The organism is Rosettibacter primus (assembly GCF_036860675.1).
Taxonomy (GTDB): domain Bacteria; phylum Bacteroidota; class Ignavibacteria; order Ignavibacteriales; family Melioribacteraceae; genus Rosettibacter; species Rosettibacter primus.
Genome location: NZ_JAYKGK010000001.1, coordinates 347,129 through 366,554, shown reverse-complemented (window position 1 = coordinate 366,554; position 19,426 = coordinate 347,129). Strand labels below are relative to the sequence as shown.

Genomic DNA, 19,426 nt, shown 5'->3' with positions numbered 1-19,426 from the left:
ACAATTACCAAAATATCGGTATTAAGTATAAAAATTCTATTCTGATAAATTTTTCAATAATTTATATAGTTTCATTAAATGAAAGATTTCTATGGATTTTCAAAACTTTCTTTTAATTTAATTAATGAAATGATTCAATTTGATTGGCATGAAGTTTATTGCATGTATTCCATTTTACATTCCTTGCTAAGAGGTTTTACTATCTTTATATTTAAGAAACTAATTAGGTAGATTTTCTGTTAAAGCAATAGAATTTTATAAAAGGGAAAAATATGGAAGGAAATTTTTCAGAAAGAGTTCAAGAAGTAATTAGATTGAGCAGAGAAGAGGCCCTACGTCTTGGTCATGATTATATTGGCACAGAACATCTTCTCTTGGGTATTATCCGAGAAGGTCAGGGTATAGCTGTAAAAATTCTCAGAAATCTTGATGTCGATCTTGTTAAACTTAAAAAAGCGATTGAGGATACTGTTAGATCATCTGGTGGAACATTAACGATTGGAAATATTCCTCTTACAAAGCAGGCAGAAAAAGTTCTTAAAATTACACAGATAGAATCAAAAATTTATAAGTCAGATGTTATCGGAACTGAACATATTTTGCTTTCACTTTTAAGAGATGAAGATAATATTGCAACTCAAATACTTCATCAATTCAATGTTACATATGATAATGCAAGAGCTGAATTGAATAACATTTTAGCAAGCCGTGAGTCTAACAAATTTAGTTCATCACCTCAGCCATTTACAGCTAAAAAAATAGAAAAAACTAAAACACCAGTTCTTGATAATTTTGGAAGAGATTTAACAAAATTAGCTCTTGAAGGTAAATTAGACCCTGTAATAGGTCGAGAGAAAGAAATTGAAAGAGTAGCTCAAGTTTTAAGCAGAAGAAAAAAGAATAACCCAGTTTTAATTGGGGAACCAGGAGTTGGAAAAACTGCAATAGCTGAAGGTCTTGCATTAAAGATTGTTCAAAGAAAAGTACCAAGAATTTTACAGGATAAAAGAGTAGTTACATTAGACCTTGCAGGTTTAGTTGCAGGAACAAAGTATCGTGGACAGTTTGAAGAAAGAATGAAAGCTTTAATGAATGAACTGGAGAAAGCTGATGATGTTATTTTGTTTATAGATGAATTGCATACAATTGTTGGTGCAGGTGGTGCATCAGGTTCACTTGATGCTTCAAATATGTTTAAACCGGCACTAGCTCGTGGTGACATTCAGTGCATTGGAGCAACAACTCTTGATGAATATCGTAAATATATAGAAACCGATGGGGCTCTCGATAGACGATTTCAGAAAGTTATGATTGATCCTCCAAGTCCGGAAGAGACTATCCAGATTCTTGAAAATATTAAATTCAAGTATGAAGAACATCATCATGTGCGCTATTCAAAAGAAGCAATTGAAGCTGCTGTTCGTTTAAGTGAAAGATATATTACAGATAGATATTTACCTGATAAGGCAATTGATGTTATTGACGAAGCTGGAGCTCGTGTTCATATGGGTAATTTTACAGTCTCAGAAGAAATTATGAAACTCGAAGAGGAAATCGAAAAAATTAAACAACTGAAACTGCAAGTTGTAAAACAACAGGATTATGAAGAAGCCGCAAGATTGAGAGATAAAGAACGTCAATTACAATCAGACCTTGAAATTGCTAAACGTGAATGGGAAGCTAAAACTCAAGATATGATATATGATGTTACCGAAGATGACATTGCTACTGTTGTATCGATGATGACAGGCATTCCAGTTACTCGTGTAGTTCAGGCTGAATCAGAAAAATTAATGAATATGGAAGAAGCTCTTAAACAAAGAATTGTTGGACAGGATGAGGCAGTTAGCAAATTATGTAAAGCTATTCGTCGTGCTCGTGCAGGATTGAAGAGAGCTAACAAACCAATTGGAACTTTTATATTCTTAGGACCTACTGGAGTAGGAAAAACTGAACTCGCAAAAGAATTAGCAAGATATTTATTTGACAGCGAAGATGCTTTAATTAGAATTGATATGAGTGAATATATGGAGAAATTTGCTGTATCTCGTCTTGTTGGGGCTCCTCCAGGATATGTTGGATACGACGAAGGTGGTCAATTAACAGAAAGAGTTCGTCGTAAACCATATTCTGTTGTTTTATTTGATGAAATTGAAAAAGCTCATCCTGATGTATTTAATATTTTGCTTCAAGTACTTGATGATGGAATTTTAACAGATAGTTTAGGAAGAAGAGTTGATTTCAAAAATACAATTATAATTATGACTTCAAATGTTGGTACAAAAGATATTAAAACAACAGGTGGATTTGGTTTTGGAACTGCTTCTGAAGCTGACCAATATACAAGTTTGAAAAATACTGTTGAAGATGCAATGCGTCGATTGTTTAATCCTGAATTCTTAAATAGAATTGATGAAGCAATAGTATTCAGAAATCTTGATAAAGAAGATATTAAGAAGATTATCAACATTGAAATGAAAGATTTGATTAAGAATCTGAGTGAAAACAAAATGAGTATTGAATTGCATAAGTCGGCAGTTGAATTCTTAACTGAAAAAGGTTTTGATCCTAAATTTGGAGCTAGACCTTTGAAACGAGCAATTCAAAAATATGTAGAAGACCCTCTTGCAGAAGAATTATTGCTCGGTCATTTTAAGGAAGGTGATAAGATTATAGTAAAACATAAAAAGAATTCCGATGAACTTTACTTTGTTCCTGAAAAAGCAACTGAAACAGAAGAACAGGACAGCGAAGAAAAGAAAACTATATGAAAGTATTATCAGCTGAAGAAGTAAAAGAAAAATTAAATGATGTAATTGGTTGGGAAATTGTAGATAATAAACTTATCAAAGAATATAAGCTTAAAAATTTTTCAGGAGCAATTTCATTTATTGTAAGGATTGGAATAGAAGCAGAAAAGCTAGACCATCATCCAGATTTGTATCTTTATGGTTGGAATAATGTTAAAGTAATTTTGTTTACACACAGTGCTAATGGCATTACAGAAAACGATATTAATCTTGCTCATAAAATAGAACAAATAGTAAAATGACACACAATCAAATTCTCGATATTTTTCTTAAAACTAATGCCCTGTTAAATGGGCATTTTTTATTAACCTCTGGCAGACACAGCAACCAATATTTTCAATGTGCTCTTGTTCTTCAATATCCAGAATATAATGAATTGATTTGTTCATTGATAGCAAATCACTTTAAAGATTATGATATTGATGTGGTTATATCACCAGCAATTGGTGGAATAGTTGTTGGACAGGAAGTAGCTAGACAATTAAACAAAAAATCAATTTTTGCTGAAAGAGAAGATAAATCATTAACCTTAAGGAGAGGGTTCTATATCGAAGAGGGAAAAAAATATTTAATTTGCGAGGATGTAGTTACAACAGGAGGTTCTGTTTTCGAAGTAATTGAAATTGTTAGAAATAATGGGGGAATAGTTGCAGGAGTGGGTTATATTGTAGACAGAAGTAATAACAAAGTAAATTTTGGTGTCCCACAATTTAGCACATTGCAATTAGATGTTGTTTCATATTTACCTGATGAATGTCCTCTTTGCAAAGAAAATAAAATCCCGCTTGTAAAACCTGGTTCAAGAAAAATTAATCTGTAGCAATACCATGAAAAAATTAATCTGGCTATTTTTTTTATGTTCTTCAATAATATTTTCTCAAATTAATTTTGAAGAATATTTTACAAATGAAACTTTGAGATTTGATTTTTATCATACCGGCAATAAGGATAACGAAATTATATCTTTTGAAAAACTTGTTAAAGAACAGCTTTGGGCAGGTTCTAAAAAAAATTTAATTGATACTTTTAATTATGGCAATTACATGTTAAAAGTTTATGATGAAGCTGAAAACAAGCTGATTTATTCGCGAGGTTTTTCAACTTTATTTCAAGAATGGCAAACAACTGAAGAAGCAAAAAATGTATGGCGTTCATTTGAAGGCTCGCTGATAATGCCATTTCCTAAAAAAAATATAAAGGTGGAAATTCTGCGAAGAAATAAAAAAAATATCTTTGAGAAAAAATTTGAATATGTCATAAATCCCGATAATTATTTTATCATCAAAGAGAAACTAAAACCGTATAAAAACTTCAAAGTTCATTATTCAGGAGAACCGACAAAAAAATTAGATATTGTTTTTATTCCTGAGGGTTATACAGAAAGTGAAATGGAAAAATTCAAAAATGATTGCAAAAGATTTACTGATTATTTGTTTGAGTATTCACCTTTTTTAGAAAATAAGGATAAAATAAATATCTGGGGAGTTGAAGCACCATCAGTTCAAAGCGGAACAGATATTCCAGGTAAAGAAATATGGATTTCTACTTTATTGAATTCAAGATTTTACACATTTGATAGCGAAAGATATTTGATGACCTCAGATTATTTTTCTGTAAGGGATGTTGCTGCCAATGCGCCTTATGACCAGATTTTTATTTTGGTAAATACATCAAAATATGGTGGTGGAGGAATTTATAATTTTTATAACATTACGGCTTCAGATAATGAACGCTCCAAACAAATTTTTATTCATGAATTTGGTCATGGACTTGCTGGATTGGGAGATGAATATGGAGATGATAATACTTATCAAGAATTTTATCCTCTTGATGTTGAACCCTGGGAACCTAATTTAACTACTCTAATAAATTTTGAATCAAAATGGAAAGATTTAATTGAACCGAATGTTCCAATTCCAACCCCAAATAATGAAAAGTATAAAAATAAAATTGGTGTTTTTGAAGGTGGAGGTTATGTTTCTAAAGGTGTTTATAGACCTTCAATAAACAGTATTATGAATTCTTTTTCTTCAAATGAATTTAATGAAGTTTGCAAAAGAGTAATACAGAACATCATTAATTTCTATTCTGAATAATAATGGACCAGAAAAAATTATTTAAGACAATTGATACTATCGCTTCCGGTAATTTTAATGAGGATGCTGAATTACTCAAATATGTTATTGACCAGATTGTAAGCAAAGAACAATTTAATGTTTCAGGTGGGAGGGTATGGAAATTAGAACCTTCAATTCAGGCTTATAGATTATTATTTCAAACTGGTAAGGTGCAAAAAATTCCAAAAGATTATAAACTTTTTATTAAAGATTATGTAATATTTGATAAAATATCTTCGGTAAGAACAATCCTTGCAGATGAAACAGATGCTACATTAATAGCAAAGGGAATTTTTAAGTATTCTGCTTCAGGTGTCGGAAAGAAAATTAATATTAATGGGAAAAAATATTACGAATATTTAATTGCAATTAACAGTGATCAAATTGGTGACGACCTTCGTTATACTCTCAATGTAATTGCAACAGTATTGACTTCTAAGCTAAGAGAAAGATATTTAACATTATCAAGAAATAATTTAATTGAGAATATTGATAAAGCAAAAGAACTCCAGAGAAGTATTTTACCAGAACATGAATACAAATTTCATTTCTATGATATATTTGGAGTAACAATTCCTGCAGAAAATGTTGCAGGTGATTTTTATGATTACTTAAAGATTGGAGATGATGAAGAACGACTTGGAATTGTAGTAGGAGATGCTGCATCAAAAGGACTTGCAGCAGCAGCAGAAGCGATGTATATCTCTGGTGCAATAAGAATGGCAAGCAATTTTCAAATTAAAATTTCTCCAATGATGTTTAGATTAAATCAACTCGTTAATAAAATTTTTAGTGATGACAAATTTGTTTCTCTTTTTTATGGAGAAATTTCAACTGACAAAAAAGGTTTATTCCTTTATGCGAATGCTGGCCAAAATCCGCCTATTTTCTATAGTAAAAAAAATAATTCATTCACATATCTGCATCCCACTGGACCATTATTAGGTCCTGCCCCAAATTCAAAATATGAAACAGATAGTATTAATTTTCATAAAGGTGATATACTTGTGATTTATTCTGATGGGGTGGTAGAATCAGCTAATGATAAATATGAATTTTATGATGAGAAAAGATTGGAAAAAATTATTAAAAAAACAGCTAATTTTACACCTAAAGAAATTGTTTATTCTATTTTAGATGATGTTACAAAATTCACAACATCTGATAGCAAATATCAGGATGATAAAACGCTTGTAGTCATAAAAAGGAATGATTAATGGATATTGTTGAAAAAATATTTAATGCTGGAGTAGTGGGAGCCGGTGGTGCAGGCTTTCCGACACACATAAAAGCAAAATCTAAAGTTGAATATTTATTGGTTAATGGAGCCGAGTGTGAACCTCTGGTACATAAAGATTATGAATTAATGGTTAACTTTGCACCTGAGATATTAAATGGTGTTGAAATTATGATGAACAAAATTTCTGCTGTAAAATCTTTTTTTGGAATTAAAGAAAAAAATGTTGAGGCTATTGATTCAATAAAAAGAAATTTATCAAATAAAAAAATTGAATTGTGTTTGCTTGGAGATTTTTACCCAGCTGGTGATGAATATGAACTGGTCTATGCTGCAACTAAAAGATTAATCCCTCCACGAGGATTACCTTTAGATGTCGGTTGCGTAGTTAATAATGTTGAAACATTTTATAATATTAATAATGCTATAAATGATATACCTGTTACAGAAAAAATGGTTTGTGTATCTGGAGCTGTAAAAAATCCATCAACTTTTTTTGTACCAATTGGGACTTCATTTAAAGAATTAATCGATTTTGTCGGAGGAACAACAGTTGATGAATATGGAATTTTTGTCAGCGGAATTTTAATGGGTAGTCTCACTTTCAATCTTGATGATGTTGTTACTAAAACTACAGCTGGATTAATAATATTACCAAAAGAACATTATTTGATAAAAAGAATGTCACGGCCTGTTCATGATATGAATCGAATAGGAAAATCTGCATGTGACCAATGCAGTTATTGTACAGAATTTTGTCCAAGATATTTGTTAGGCTATGATGTTCAACCTCATAAAGTTATGCGTTCTCTTGCTTTCACAACAACAGGAAAAGAAGTGTGGAATCAATATGCTGATTTATGTTGCTCTTGTGGTTTATGTTCTCTTTACGCATGTCCTGAAGATTTATATCCAAGAGAAGCATGTAATCAAGGTAAGGAATTTATGAGAAATGCAGGAATAAAATATGAACAGAAAAAGCCTGTTAAAGTTCACCCAATGAAAGATGGAAGAAGAGTTCCAATTAATATGCTGATGAAAAAATTAGATTTATTAAATTACAATCATCATACACCTTTTAATCGAGAGAAGCCTAAAGTAAAACAAGTAAAAATATTAATGAAACAGCATGCAGGTATTTCTGCAACGCCAGTAGTTAAGGTAGGAGATATAGTAAACAAAGGTGATTTAATTGGAAATGTTGAAGAAAATAAATTGGGTGCTAAAATTCATGCTTCAATTTCAGGAAAAATTTTAGAAGTAAATCAAGAATATGTTATAATTTCATCTAATTAAAATTGGTCAGAAGATTATGGAAATGAATTCAATTGGTTTAGTAGAACTTACAAGCATCGCAGCTGGAATGCAGGCTGCTGATATAATGTTAAAAACATCTCATGTAGAATTAATTTTATCACGAACAATTTGTTCGGGAAAATATATGGTAATGATTGGTGGTGAGGTAGCAGAAGTTCAATCTGCAGTAGATAGTGCTGTCAATCAAATTGACTTTGCTGTTATTGATTCATTCGTCATTCCAAATGTTCATAAAGATATTTTTCCTGCGTTGTCTGGACATACTCATATTGATATGTTAGAAGCACTTGGAATTCTTGAATCATATTCGGTTGCATCGCTGATAGAGGGAGCAGATGCTGCTATTAAAACAGCAAATGTTAAAATTATTGAAATACGTCTTGCAATGGCATTAGGTGGAAAAGCATTTTGCACTTTAACAGGAGATGTAGCTGCAGTTCGAAGTGCTGTTGATGCTGGGGCAAAAGTAATTTCTGATCGAGGATTACTTGTTAATAAAGTTGTTATACCCAAGCCAAGACCAGAATTACTTACTGAAATGATTTAATAATTATTCATATTCTTTGGGAACACAACAGATAAAAACAAAATTTTTGTCTGATAATTTATTTTTATATTGATGCATTTCATCTGGCATTATTAGAACGAAATCGCCAGTTTTTAAAGATATTTCTTCACCTTTTTCGTTGATTAAAATTCCTTCCCCATCTATTATATAATTTAATTGTTCATAATTATGATTGTGATACGGAGTATATCCATTGGGTTCAATTGTAAAAACTCTCATAGAAAAATTTGGGGTCCCATCTGCTTTCGAAATTGGAATCTGTTTGAAAGCGTTAAAAGCACCTTCCATTAATACTTTTTTCTTTTCAACATCTTTAATATTGACTATTTTCATACTATTCCTCTTTTTTTACATTTAAAATTAATTCAGAAAACTTTAATACAAAAAAATTATCTATTTTTATTTCAAAAATTTTTTAGGTGTTTAAATGGAAAATTTTATTAACAAATATGGTGAGTGGGCTTTAATAACAGGTGCATCTTCAGGTATCGGAGAAGAATTCGCAAAACAATTAGCTAAGTTTGGAATGAAATTAATTCTTATTGCAAGAAGAAAATATAGATTGTTAGAGTTGTCAAATTTATTAAAAGAAAAATATAACACAGAATCTATTATAATTCCGATTGACCTTTCAACTGATAATTACATTGATGAATTAAAAAATATTACAAAGGATAAAGAAATTGGAATATTAATAAACAATGCCGGCTTTGGTTCAACAGGTGAATTTATTAATTGCGAAACTGCAAAAGAAATAGATATGATAAAAGTAAATTGTCTTGCACCTGCAGTTTTAACACATTATTTCTTACCATATATGATTCAAAGAAGAAAGGGAGCAATAATATTTCTTGGAAGTACAGTTGCATTTCAACCTACTCCGATGATGGCAACATACTCTGCTACAAAAGCTTTTAACCTTTATCTTGGCGAAGCCTTGTGGTGGGAATTGAAAAAATATAATATTGATGTTCTTGCACTTAATCCCGGAGGAACAAATACTGAATTTCAAAGGATAGCAAAGATTGGAGTTGGTCCAATACCAAGAGAAGCTTCAGATGTTGTTAAAACTGCTTTGTATGCTCTTGGTAAAAAGCCTTCGGTAGTTGATGGAATGCAAAATAAAATTGTTAGTGTTATGGTTAGATTTATTCCAAGAAGAATAGCAGTATCATTAGCAGGTATAATTGCAAAAAATTTATATGCAAAAAGTTATAATCAAGATTAAGCAAAATCTTTTTTAAGAGCTCTCAATCCAGCTCTAAAGAATACTAAAGACAATATACTTGATATTATCAAAATAATTATTGATGGGTATATTAATAATAAGTAGTTAAAAGAATGGTTAAGAATTCTTGATAAAAAGAATTTACTAATTGCATTTGTAAGTAATGCAATTACTATTAGCATAAAAAAAATATTTAAGAGAAAAGAAAGAGATGCTCCTCTTGATGAAGCTATTCTAATAGGATTTTTTTCTTTAAAATTTACAAACAATCCACCCATTCCAAAATTAATCATAAAAATTGTTGCTGATGAAAAAGTAGTTACTATTGAAGTGAGAATTGTAATTACTAATCCAAATTTGTAATTGCTTATTATGTTTAATGACAATGAGATTAATTGTATTATAAAAAATAAAAGCATTATTTTTTTTATTGCTAATATTTTATTGTTGATTGGTGCAGATTTTACTTTCCAGAAAGCTAGTCCTTCAAGACTTATAATTGGAAAAACAAACCTCAGTGAAAATGTTGAAACAAGTAAAAAATTGAATAACATTATTGATAAATAAATTGAAGTTTGCAGTAGATAATTCCCGAAATCCGCATATTTTATTCTATTTATACTAATTGCAAATGTTATTACAAGAAATAATAGTATAGCAAAGTGAATTATTTGACTTGGTTCACGAATGAACAATAAGATATCTTTTTTCAGGATTGTTTCTGTGTATGAATTTCTAAAAGTTGAACGAGAGAAGTTTAATATTCTATTTTGAATTTTATAAAAAATAGAATTTTCTTTTTTGTATTTAATATGGCTGAATAATGTATCGAAGTATAAATGTTTTCCTAAAAATAAAGTGCAAACAAAAAGTAATAGTGATAATGAAATCTGATAACAAGATAAAATTAAAGCTTTATGAAAATTATTTTTAATTAACCAGTAAGCAGCTTCTGATAGCCAATGATTCGGTAAGTATGTTAAAACTGGGGGTATGATCTCACTTAAAAACATATCTCTATTTTCAAAGGGATAATATTGCATAATTGAATTCACAAGTTTAAGAGGTGATTGTGTTTTGAAAAATATATACACAATCATTAAATAGATCCCTGAGATTAAAACAATCACTTTTCTTAAACTAATTTTTGATGCAAGTTTCAATACTAAAAGTAAGATTATCACTCCAAGACAACCTGCAGAAAAAATGTAAGGCAGGAAATTAAATATCAAAAAAAGTAATGTTGATGCAAGACTCAGCTTGAAATAAAATGAATAACCAAGTAAAACAGAAATAATAATAAGTATTAGAGTAGAAGAACTGTAGAAAAAATTATCAAGAAATTTTATTAGAAAAATTTGTAAAGACTCTAAAGGATGAATAATGAGAAAATTAAGCTCATTCGATTTATATAGAGTTGAATAAGAAACAATTACATTCCCGATATTGACAGATAAAAAGAAAATAAATAAAATCATTGACATAAATTCATGCAGCAGAAAAAGACCAATTTTGATTTTTGTTAATAAAAACCATATAAGATATTTGGTGAAATAAAATGTACCAATACTAAAACCAATATAAATTAAGCTGCTTCCAAAATTTTTAATAATTTCACTCAAATTTAGTTTTTTCTCGAAGCGAAAGAATATTATCAATTTGTATTTCAATATTTGGATTAATTGACTCATGATTCACTTGTTAGTTCAATAAATAATTCTTCAAAATTATTATTCTTTTTTCCTATCATATTCTCAAGTGATTTTATTGAATCATGAAATATAATTTTGCCTTTATTGATAATTCCAACCGAACTGCAAATTTCTTCCACAATATTTAAACTGTGAGTTGACATAAATATTGTTTTCCCATTTTTAACCTGCTCAACAAAAAAAATTTTTACTGTATGGGCAGTTTGAGGGTCTAAACCAATCATTGGTTCATCAATAACAACTAATTCGGGGTTATGAAGAAATGCTGATGCGATTACAATTCTTTGCCGCATACCTTGGGAATATTCTTCTGTCCTTTTGTCAATCCAGTTACCAATTTTCAGTGTCTCAGTTAATTCATCAATTTTTTCTTTTATTGTTTCTTTTTTTAATCGATACAATCCACCGCTAAAGTATAAATATTCTCTACCAGTGAGTTTATCATACAAATATGGCTGATCAGGTATGTAACCAATTTTCATTTTAGATTTAATCGGATTTTCCCAAACATCAATATCATTTAAAAAAATGTTGCCCGATGTAGGAGAGAGCAAACCAACTATCATTTTTATAGTTGTTGTTTTGCCTGCGCCATTTGGTCCAAGAAAACCAAATAGTTCTCCTTTTTGAATTGATAAATTGATATTGTCAACAGCTATAAATGAATTAAAAATTTTTGTAAGATTTTTTAATGTTAACATTTTATAATGCAGGTATAAATTTCTTTTCAGAATTCAACTGCTGCAACATCCTCAAACGTAATAGTTTTCAAATCTTCATCTGTTGGATTAATTATAGATGAAATTCTTTGTTCTTGTTTTGATATGGCAGAATAAAGAATAGTTTTTGCTGTAAAAGCATTTCTAAAGTTTTCATTTCTATTTTCATATAGTTGAGTATAAATTTCGAGCAACATCTGCAATGCACCTTCATCTAGCGTATAACCATGACTATTTGCAATAAGATATGATATTGAAAGTAGTTGACGAGGAGTGTAATCATCAAATTCGATTATATTAGAAAAATTCTTTAAAATACTTTGATAAGTATTTATTAATAAATTCATTTTATTAGTGATACCTGAGAAAATTACTACGAATTTATTTTTGTAATCACTCATTCTTTTTAAAATAATAGAAGCAGCTTCGCTACCAAATTCGTCATCGTTTTGGAAAAGTTCATATGCTTCATCAACAAATAATATTCCACCAAGTGACTCTCTTATAATTTCATCAGTATTTACTGCTGTTCTTCCCTGATAATTTACAACCAAATCTGTTCTACAAACTTTTATTAAATGGCCTTTATTTAGTATTCCAAGTTCTTTTAATATTTTGCTTAAAATTCTCGCAACTGTTGTTTTTCCAGTACCATCATTCCCAATAAAAATTGAATGAAGATTTTGTTCGATTATATGCAAACCTCGTTCTTTTTTTAATTGAATAATTTTTGAACCACTGATTAATTGATAAATTTTTTCTTTGGCTTTTTCCAGACCTACAAGAGAATTTAATTCATCCATATATTCTTGTAGTTTGAGAGGGTCCCCCTTTACTTGATATTCTGAAGCATTACTGCCTTTTCCTGTTACTTCTATTACATCATCTACTGTTATTGTGTTAAGTTTTTCTTCTGTTCTTTCTGAAGGTGGCAAATCAGCTACACGGAGCATAAGTTTTTGTTTAAGTTGCTCATAAATATTCCTAACAATTCTAGCGTTCCCAAATTTTTTATCTCTTGTTTTATATAAATTATTGAAATATTTAGTTAAATATTCTTCGGCATCTACTGCTAGTTCCTTTTTATCTTTTAAAAGGTATCTTTTTATTATTTGCATCATTTCATTGGGAGTATAATCTTCAAAAAAGAGAGACTTTGTAAATCGGGATTCAAGACCAGGGTTTGACTCGATAAATTTCTTCATCTCATCTGTATAACCAGCTGCAATTACAATGAATTTGCCTCTTTCATCTTCCATTCTTTTTAGTAAAATGTCGATTGCTTCCTTTCCGAAATCGGAACCTTGGCTTTCAGATTTATTTAGGGAATAAGCTTCATCAATAAAAAGTGTTCCACCAATTGCTTTGTCAATTATATTAGTTGTTTTTTCAGCTGTTTGTCCGACATAACCTGCAACTAGACCCTGTCTATCTGTTTCTACAAGATGACCTTTTGACAAAACTCCAAGAGCAGAAAATATTTTACTAAAAATTCTTGCTACAGTAGTTTTACCAGTTCCTGGATTGCCAAGAAAAAGGTAATGATTTGTAATTTTTTCTCTTAAATCTTCTCCTTGCTCCGCATAAAATCTTGCAAGTTTAACTAAATCATTGATTTCCTTTTTTACTGAATTTAATCCTATAAGATTATTTAATTCTTTGAGAGCTTCTTGAAGTGCTTCTTCATTTATTGGTAACTTGAAATTTTTTTCTTTTTCTTTTTTGAATATACTCTTTATATCATCAATTGTGATTGTATTTAAATTTTCTTTAGTTCGTCCGGATTCAGGTAAATTAATTACTCTTTTACTTAAATTAATTTTTGCCTCTTCGAAAATCTTTCTAACTAATCTTGCATTACCAAAACTTTTATCTCTAGTTCTATAAAGATTTATAAATTCTTTTTTTAATAATTCTAATGCATCAGATGTGATGTTGTATTCTTCTTTTTTGAGATAGAGATTAAAGATTTGAATAAGTTCTTCTGGAGTATAATCTTCGAATACAAAAGTATGTGTAAATCTTGATTTCAATCCAGGATTTGAATTAAGGAAAGCGTTCATTTCATCAGTATATCCAGCAGCGATAACAACAAATTCTCCTTTGCGGTCTTCCATTCTTTTTAGAAGGATATCAATTGCCTCCTGTCCAAAATCCTGAGAGCTTCCACCTTTTTTAACAAGTGTGTAAGCCTCATCAATAAACAAAACACCTCCTATAGCATCATTAATTACCTTTTCTGTTTTTTGAGCAGTTTCACCAATATATTGACCAACCAAACCAGCACGGTCAACTTCAATAACATGTCCTGATGGAAGAATTCCCATAGCTTTAAAAATGTTTCCGAGCAATCGTGCAATTGTTGTTTTACCTGAACCTGGATTACCCAGAAATACAGCATTAATTGCAATCTTGTCTTCTGCTTTTAAACCATGTTTCTTTCTTTCATTTAAAAATTCCAGATAAGAAATAAAATCTCGTATTGCTTGTTTGATATTATTCAAGCCGATGAACGAATCTAATTCAATTAATAATTCATTAATGCTTTTATCAGATGCGGGAATAATAGAGGTTGTTTGTTCTTTTGTTTTGGTAACTGTAGGCGGTGGAATAAATTCTTCATCACTAATTCTGAAGCTGCTTATTCCAAAATACTTCTCGCCAACTTTAAAGTTGTTAATATATACTTCTACTTTTGCCTGTCCCTTTTTCCAAAAATTAGGTTTATCCGAACCCATCCTTTGTGTGAAAATTATTGAATCCCAATCTTTTGGAACATTTAACTTGAACTCATTATTACCAATTTCAAAATCATCAATATACCATATCAGTTTACATTCATAAGACCGATTCTCTTTTAGATAAAATGGATTATTGAAAATAACTTCAGCTCCCAACCAGTTTACATTTTTATCAACCTGATTATAATAATGTCTTTCGTCAGGTTTATTTTCGCTACTAGAATCAAAAATTTTTATTGATATAATTTGAACATAGTCATTTGGATAATATATCGAATTGAATTTGTATTCTTCTCTTTGTTCTTCAACTTTCGATAAATCAGGAAGTTCAATTTTTGTTTTTCTTTCAATTGTTTTTGGTTCTTCTAATTCCTCATTAGTTGATAAATATTTCTTAAGTGAATTATAGATGTAATTAAACTTCTGGTTATTGTGGAATTTGTTTTTAAGTGATTCAGCTTTATTAAATGCAGGCTTATACTGAAATAAATAAAACATAGATTCTAATTCAATAAGTTCTGCTTCATCTTTTTCATTATTCTGAATTTTTTGAGATAATAATTTTTTTGAAGCTAGCTGTGCAAACCAATATTCTTTATCTTTTAATGCTTCATAAGCATCATTTAATAATTCTTTAATTTTAGAAGGGGATAACATATTATTATCGTTAAAGTAGGTCTTTGCCTTGTGAATATATGCTTTTAATTTATCCCAAGATTTATTTTTACCCTCATCAATGAGGTAGCCGATTTTTAAAGTATTAAGTGCATCATCAAATTTTTTTAAACCTGCAAAAGAACGAACAAGTGTTAAATAAGTCCAGCTTAATAATTCTCTTTCTTTATTTAGTGATTTTTCTATATCTGCTATAGCTCCTTCAAAAATACTTAAACGGGAAAGTAAGTAAGCTCTAAAAAATCTTGTTCGAGAAGATTCTCCTTTTAGTTCAACAGCTAAATTTGCATATTCAAGTGCCTTAGATGGATTTCCATTTTCAAGATATGCCCAAGCAAGACAAATAGCTGCTTCGCTATCGTCTGGCCGAAATTGGTATACCTTTTCTGCAGTTGATAATGCTAATCTGTATCTTCCATTCCAGAGGTGTTCATATGCTTCAGCTTGAAGATTATTTAGTTCTTCATTTGTCATCTTTAATCAAAAAATTTTATTTCACAATAGAAAATAAAAAAAGTATTGAGTATTTACTATAATTCATTAAATCTCTAAAAAGAAAAAATAGAACTTTCTATAATGTATTATCGTCTAACAAGTCAAAGTTTGGAGGTTATTATGAAAAGAAAAATAATTTCTTTTGTATTGTTATTTGCATTAATTGCAAGTGGTTGTTCATGTGCATTTTGGGGCATAAGAGGGAATGGAAAGTTGAAAACAGAAAATCGAAACATTTCCGATTTTACTAAATTGGAAGTAGCAGGGGCATATTTAGTAAAAGTAAAATGTGGCGAAGGACCATCATTAAAAATTACAGCTGAAGAAAATTTATTGCCTTACATCAGAAGTAATGTTTATGGGAAAACATTAAAAATTGATACGAGAAAAAATATTTCACCTCGAAAAGAAATGGTTTTGGAAATTACTGTGAATGATTTAAAAGAATTAAACTGTTCAGGGGCAAATTCAATAAGTGTTAAGAACATTAATACTGATGAATTCACAGTTAATTTAAGCGGGGCAGGGAATATTAAATTAACAGGAATTACAGGGAAACTTGACGCAAAAATCGCAGGTGCTGGGAATTTAAATGCCAAAGATTTAAAAGCTGCAGATGTCAATGTATCTGTGAGCGGCACTGGTAATGCAGAAGTATATTCTTCAAATTACCTTAATGCCTCTGTATCAGGTGTTGGTTCAATTGATTATTATGGAAATCCTAAAGAAGCAAAAACAAATGTGTCTGGAGTAGGTTCAATTAAACGTAGATAATTCGATGCATGATAGCTCCTTAGCAAAAAAGCAGAGCAATATTTTGAGTTCTGCTTTTTTGTTTATATATTTTGAAGCAAAATTAAAAACTTTATGAAAGTAATTATATGGGAAATAATACTTTAGTAAGCATAATTATGGGGAGTGATTCAGATCTTCCTATTATGAAAAAAGCAGCTGAAGTATTAGAAGAATTTCAAGTTAATTATGAAATGAGAATACTATCAGCTCATCGAGTACCAAATCATGTTAAAGAATATGTTTCAAGTTTAGCAGATAGGGGAGTAAAAGTAGTAATTGCAGGTGCAGGTTTAGCAGCTCATTTACCAGGTGTTGTTGCATCATATACTCATCTTCCTGTTATTGGAGTCCCATTGAAAAGTGGTGCATTAAATGGATTGGATTCATTATTATCAATTGTTCAAATGCCAGGCGGTGTTCCTGTTGCTACTGTTGCTATAGATGGCGCGAAGAATGCAGGATTATTAGCTATACAAATTCTCTCTACACATGATAGCAATCTTTCGAAAAAAATGATTGAATATAAAAAATCAATGGAAAATGAAGTTTTAAAAAAAGATGCCGAACTGAATAAATAAATTCTTAATTGTTTATAAAATGTTAATCTTCGATTGAATAATTTTTGATATAATGATATTATGTATTCGTATAATATTTAATCTTGTCAATGAATTCCTTGCTGTCAATTGGTTTGGGAATATAATCTGTAGCTCCTACTTCAAGACATTTTTCTCTGTCACCTTTCATAGCAAATGCAGTTAGTGCGATAATTGGAACATTTTTGTATTCAGGCATCTGGCGAATTTTTTCTGTAGCTTCAAATCCATTCATGATTGGCATTTGCATATCCATGAGTATTAAATCAAATTTTTCTTGTTTAGCCATTTTTACAGCATCTTCTCCATTTTCAACTACAACAATATCTTCAAAATTATTTTTCTTTAACAGGCGTGTTACAATTATCTGAGAATGTTTATAATCTTCTGCAAGTAATATTTTCTTAACACCTTTTTTAGATAGTACTTCTTCGGCAGGGGGTGGAACTTCATATCTATTTATCATTGAATTGATAACATCAGCAAGGTCTTCAATATTTGTGGAACGTTTTTCAAGTAACTCATCAAATAAGCCTTCAATTTTATAAAGGTCTTCTTTGTAATTTTCTTTCCCTGTATAAATAATAATTGGCAAATGTGCAAAACGTTTATCCGATTTAATCATTTTTATTAATTCGAAACCGTTTGGAGCAGGCATATCTAAATCTATAATAGCAAGGTCAATATCTTTGTCTTTAATTAATTCCATTACATTAGCAGATACACTTTCTGCCAAAGCATTAAATCCTACGCTTTCAATTGCTTGCTTAACTAAATTTAATGTAGGGACATCATCGTCCACACATAAGATAGTTGAATTTTTCCTTAACTTGTAACTTGTCAGAACTTCTACGAGATAATTGTAATTTATTGGTTTAATAAAATATTCAACAGCACCCATTAAAAATGCTTTTTGTTGTTCGGGCTCTATTGAGCAAACAATTACAGGGACATTTTTTGCATTCGGATTCTCATGAATTTTTTTCAATAACTCAAGTCCATTAGTGTTGGATAATTCAATATCAAGAATGATTGCAAGCAAAGGTTCAGAATTAATTATGTTAAATGCTTGCTCTTCTGTACTTACAATTGCAGGAACATAGCCCCACTTATTGAGATAATTGCTAAGCAGTTTTGATGTCGCATAATCATCTTCAATTACAAGAACTTTATTTTTAGTTGAGGGCTGTGGAAGTTTTGATATTGTAGATTCTAATTGTGACATCTTTTCTCCATTAATTGTAAAGTTAAATATTATTCCTATTGGTGAATTATTTTTAATTGTAATATTTCCACCAAGAAAATTAATATATTTTTGAACTAAAGTTAAACTTAATCCAGTGAGATTAGTATTCTTAAATTCTGGTAGGCCTTGAAGCTTAAATGGTTCGAAAAAGTTATTTATAATATCTGCATCAAGATTTTTTCCTTCATTTGATATTGTACATTCCAATTTTTTATTTTGATTAAGAATAGCCTTGATAAATATCTTACCTTCCTTAGTTAATATTGAAGTAACATATAAGAGTGTACTTATTATATATTTTATTTTTTGTTCATCTTTTTCTATTGGAATATTTAGTTCTGGAGAAATATCAACTTCAAAATTTATTTTTTTGCTTGTTCTTTTTTTAAAAAGATTTACAATATCATTTATGAATTTATAGAGATTAATTTGGTTTTTATTTAACGATAAATTATTAGATTCATATTTTGAAAGCTCACTTAAATCATTAATATTCAATAAAATACTTTGGGCATTTTTCTTAATTAAAGATAATTGTTCTGGTAAATTGGTATCTTTATTCTCTGAAATAACATTATAAGAATTGATGATTGATGATGCATTTGCTTTGAGTTCTTGCGTAGTATGAAAAACTAGATTAGGAAAATAACCCATAGAATCGGGCTGACGATTAAACCAATATTCAATAAATAATCCAATTAAATGGAGGGTATTTTCTATTATTGTTTTTTTATGTTTTTCAATTTCAGCTTTAGAAGCAATTTTCAATAAAAATTTTTTTGAATCAGAAATTTTTATTAATGCGCATGCCTCGTGAAGTTTGCCTTCGGATATTTTTATTTGACAGTCATTTTTATAATTGAGAATATACTGCGTTTCTTCAATAATAACATTGCATTCATTACAATTAAAATTATTTGTTTTAAGAAATTCATTGCTAATGTTATTTGGTTTCCCTATTATCTTGAGAGTTTTGTTTTCATTAATTCTAAATAGTACTGCTGATTCAAGGTTAAATTCTTTTACTAAAAAGTTGCATACTTCATTAAGAAAAAATTTATCTCTTCGTTTTGCAAATTCAGCTAATTCATAAATCTTAAGTATTAATTCATTGATTTCATTATACATATTTCTCTCTTGTTAAAATAAATTTCATTTTTTTCAAAGATA

Annotated in this window: 15 protein-coding genes; 10 read left to right on the top strand and 5 right to left on the bottom strand. The window is 29.5% G+C overall.

Translation table 11 applies throughout. The annotated features are described in order from the left end of the window. Positions 1-272 precede the first annotated feature (272 nt). The 7 genes from VJY32_RS01605 to VJY32_RS01575 are packed head-to-tail and all read left to right on the top strand — an operon-like array spanning position 273 to position 8,028. Entirely contained in the window at positions 273-2,771 is a 2,499-nt protein-coding gene (locus tag VJY32_RS01605) for an ATP-dependent Clp protease ATP-binding subunit (RefSeq protein ID WP_353676125.1), read from the top strand. After that, positions 2,768-3,052, top strand: coding sequence for a 4a-hydroxytetrahydrobiopterin dehydratase (locus VJY32_RS01600; RefSeq protein ID WP_353676124.1), 285 nt, complete (start codon positions 2,768-2,770; stop codon positions 3,050-3,052). Before VJY32_RS01605 ends, VJY32_RS01600 begins: the two co-directional genes overlap by 4 nt. Beyond that, complete coding sequence (gene pyrE / locus VJY32_RS01595) at positions 3,049-3,630, top strand: orotate phosphoribosyltransferase (RefSeq protein WP_353676123.1); 582 nt, start codon at positions 3,049-3,051, stop codon at positions 3,628-3,630. The genes VJY32_RS01600 and pyrE overlap by 4 nt, the downstream gene beginning before the upstream one ends. A 7-nt stretch (positions 3,631-3,637) precedes the next feature. Continuing rightward, a complete protein-coding gene (locus VJY32_RS01590) occupies positions 3,638-4,906 on the top strand; it encodes a M64 family metallopeptidase (RefSeq protein ID WP_353676122.1) in 1,269 nt (422 codons plus the stop codon). A 2-nt stretch (positions 4,907-4,908) separates the two neighbouring features. Next, positions 4,909-6,144 (top strand): PP2C family protein-serine/threonine phosphatase, encoded by a 1,236-nt coding sequence (locus VJY32_RS01585; RefSeq protein ID WP_353676121.1) that lies wholly within the window; start codon positions 4,909-4,911, stop codon positions 6,142-6,144. Then, on the top strand, positions 6,144-7,460 hold the full coding sequence (locus tag VJY32_RS01580; protein ID WP_353676120.1) for a 4Fe-4S dicluster domain-containing protein: 1,317 nt from the start codon (positions 6,144-6,146) through the stop codon (positions 7,458-7,460). Before VJY32_RS01585 ends, VJY32_RS01580 begins: the two co-directional genes overlap by 1 nt. Before the next feature lie 16 nt (positions 7,461-7,476). Then, entirely contained in the window at positions 7,477-8,028 is a 552-nt protein-coding gene (locus VJY32_RS01575) for a BMC domain-containing protein (RefSeq protein WP_353676119.1), read from the top strand. 3 nt (positions 8,029-8,031) lie between these two features. On the opposite strand, the gene VJY32_RS01570 is transcribed toward VJY32_RS01575, so the two are convergent. Beyond that, a complete protein-coding gene (locus tag VJY32_RS01570; RefSeq protein WP_353676118.1) occupies positions 8,032-8,382 on the bottom strand; it encodes a cupin domain-containing protein in 351 nt (116 codons plus the stop codon). Between the two features lie 94 nt (positions 8,383-8,476). Between VJY32_RS01570 and VJY32_RS01565 the strand changes: the two genes are divergently transcribed. Continuing rightward, a complete protein-coding gene (locus VJY32_RS01565) occupies positions 8,477-9,277 on the top strand; it encodes an SDR family NAD(P)-dependent oxidoreductase (RefSeq protein ID WP_353676117.1) in 801 nt (266 codons plus the stop codon). On the opposite strand, the gene VJY32_RS01560 is transcribed toward VJY32_RS01565, so the two are convergent. The 3 genes from VJY32_RS01560 to VJY32_RS01550 are packed head-to-tail and all read right to left on the bottom strand — an operon-like array spanning position 9,274 to position 15,598. Beyond that, positions 9,274-10,968 (bottom strand): putative ABC transporter permease subunit, encoded by a 1,695-nt coding sequence (locus VJY32_RS01560; RefSeq protein WP_353676116.1) that lies wholly within the window; start codon positions 10,966-10,968, stop codon positions 9,274-9,276. The genes VJY32_RS01565 and VJY32_RS01560 overlap by 4 nt on opposite strands. Continuing rightward, positions 10,965-11,690 (bottom strand): ABC transporter ATP-binding protein, encoded by a 726-nt coding sequence (locus tag VJY32_RS01555; RefSeq protein WP_353676115.1) that lies wholly within the window; start codon positions 11,688-11,690, stop codon positions 10,965-10,967. Before VJY32_RS01555 ends, VJY32_RS01560 begins: the two co-directional genes overlap by 4 nt. 26 nt (positions 11,691-11,716) lie before the next feature. Further along, positions 11,717-15,598 carry an AAA family ATPase gene (locus tag VJY32_RS01550; protein WP_353676114.1) on the bottom strand — a complete coding sequence of 1,294 codons (3,882 nt, stop codon included), beginning with the start codon at positions 15,596-15,598 and terminating at the stop codon, positions 11,717-11,719. A gap of 141 nt (positions 15,599-15,739) precedes the next feature. Here VJY32_RS01550 and VJY32_RS01545 point away from each other — a divergent pair, with 141 nt between their 5' ends. Both VJY32_RS01545 and purE read left to right on the top strand, forming a co-directional pair. Further along, positions 15,740-16,393 carry a head GIN domain-containing protein gene (locus VJY32_RS01545; RefSeq protein ID WP_353676113.1) on the top strand — a complete coding sequence of 218 codons (654 nt, stop codon included), beginning with the start codon at positions 15,740-15,742 and terminating at the stop codon, positions 16,391-16,393. 107 nt (positions 16,394-16,500) lie between these two features. Next, positions 16,501-16,992 (top strand): 5-(carboxyamino)imidazole ribonucleotide mutase, encoded by a 492-nt coding sequence (gene purE, locus VJY32_RS01540; RefSeq protein ID WP_353676112.1) that lies wholly within the window; start codon positions 16,501-16,503, stop codon positions 16,990-16,992. Between the two features lie 58 nt (positions 16,993-17,050). On the opposite strand, the gene VJY32_RS01535 is transcribed toward purE, so the two are convergent. Then, positions 17,051-19,384 carry a response regulator gene (locus tag VJY32_RS01535; protein WP_353676111.1) on the bottom strand — a complete coding sequence of 778 codons (2,334 nt, stop codon included), beginning with the start codon at positions 19,382-19,384 and terminating at the stop codon, positions 17,051-17,053. Positions 19,385-19,426 lie beyond the last annotated feature (42 nt).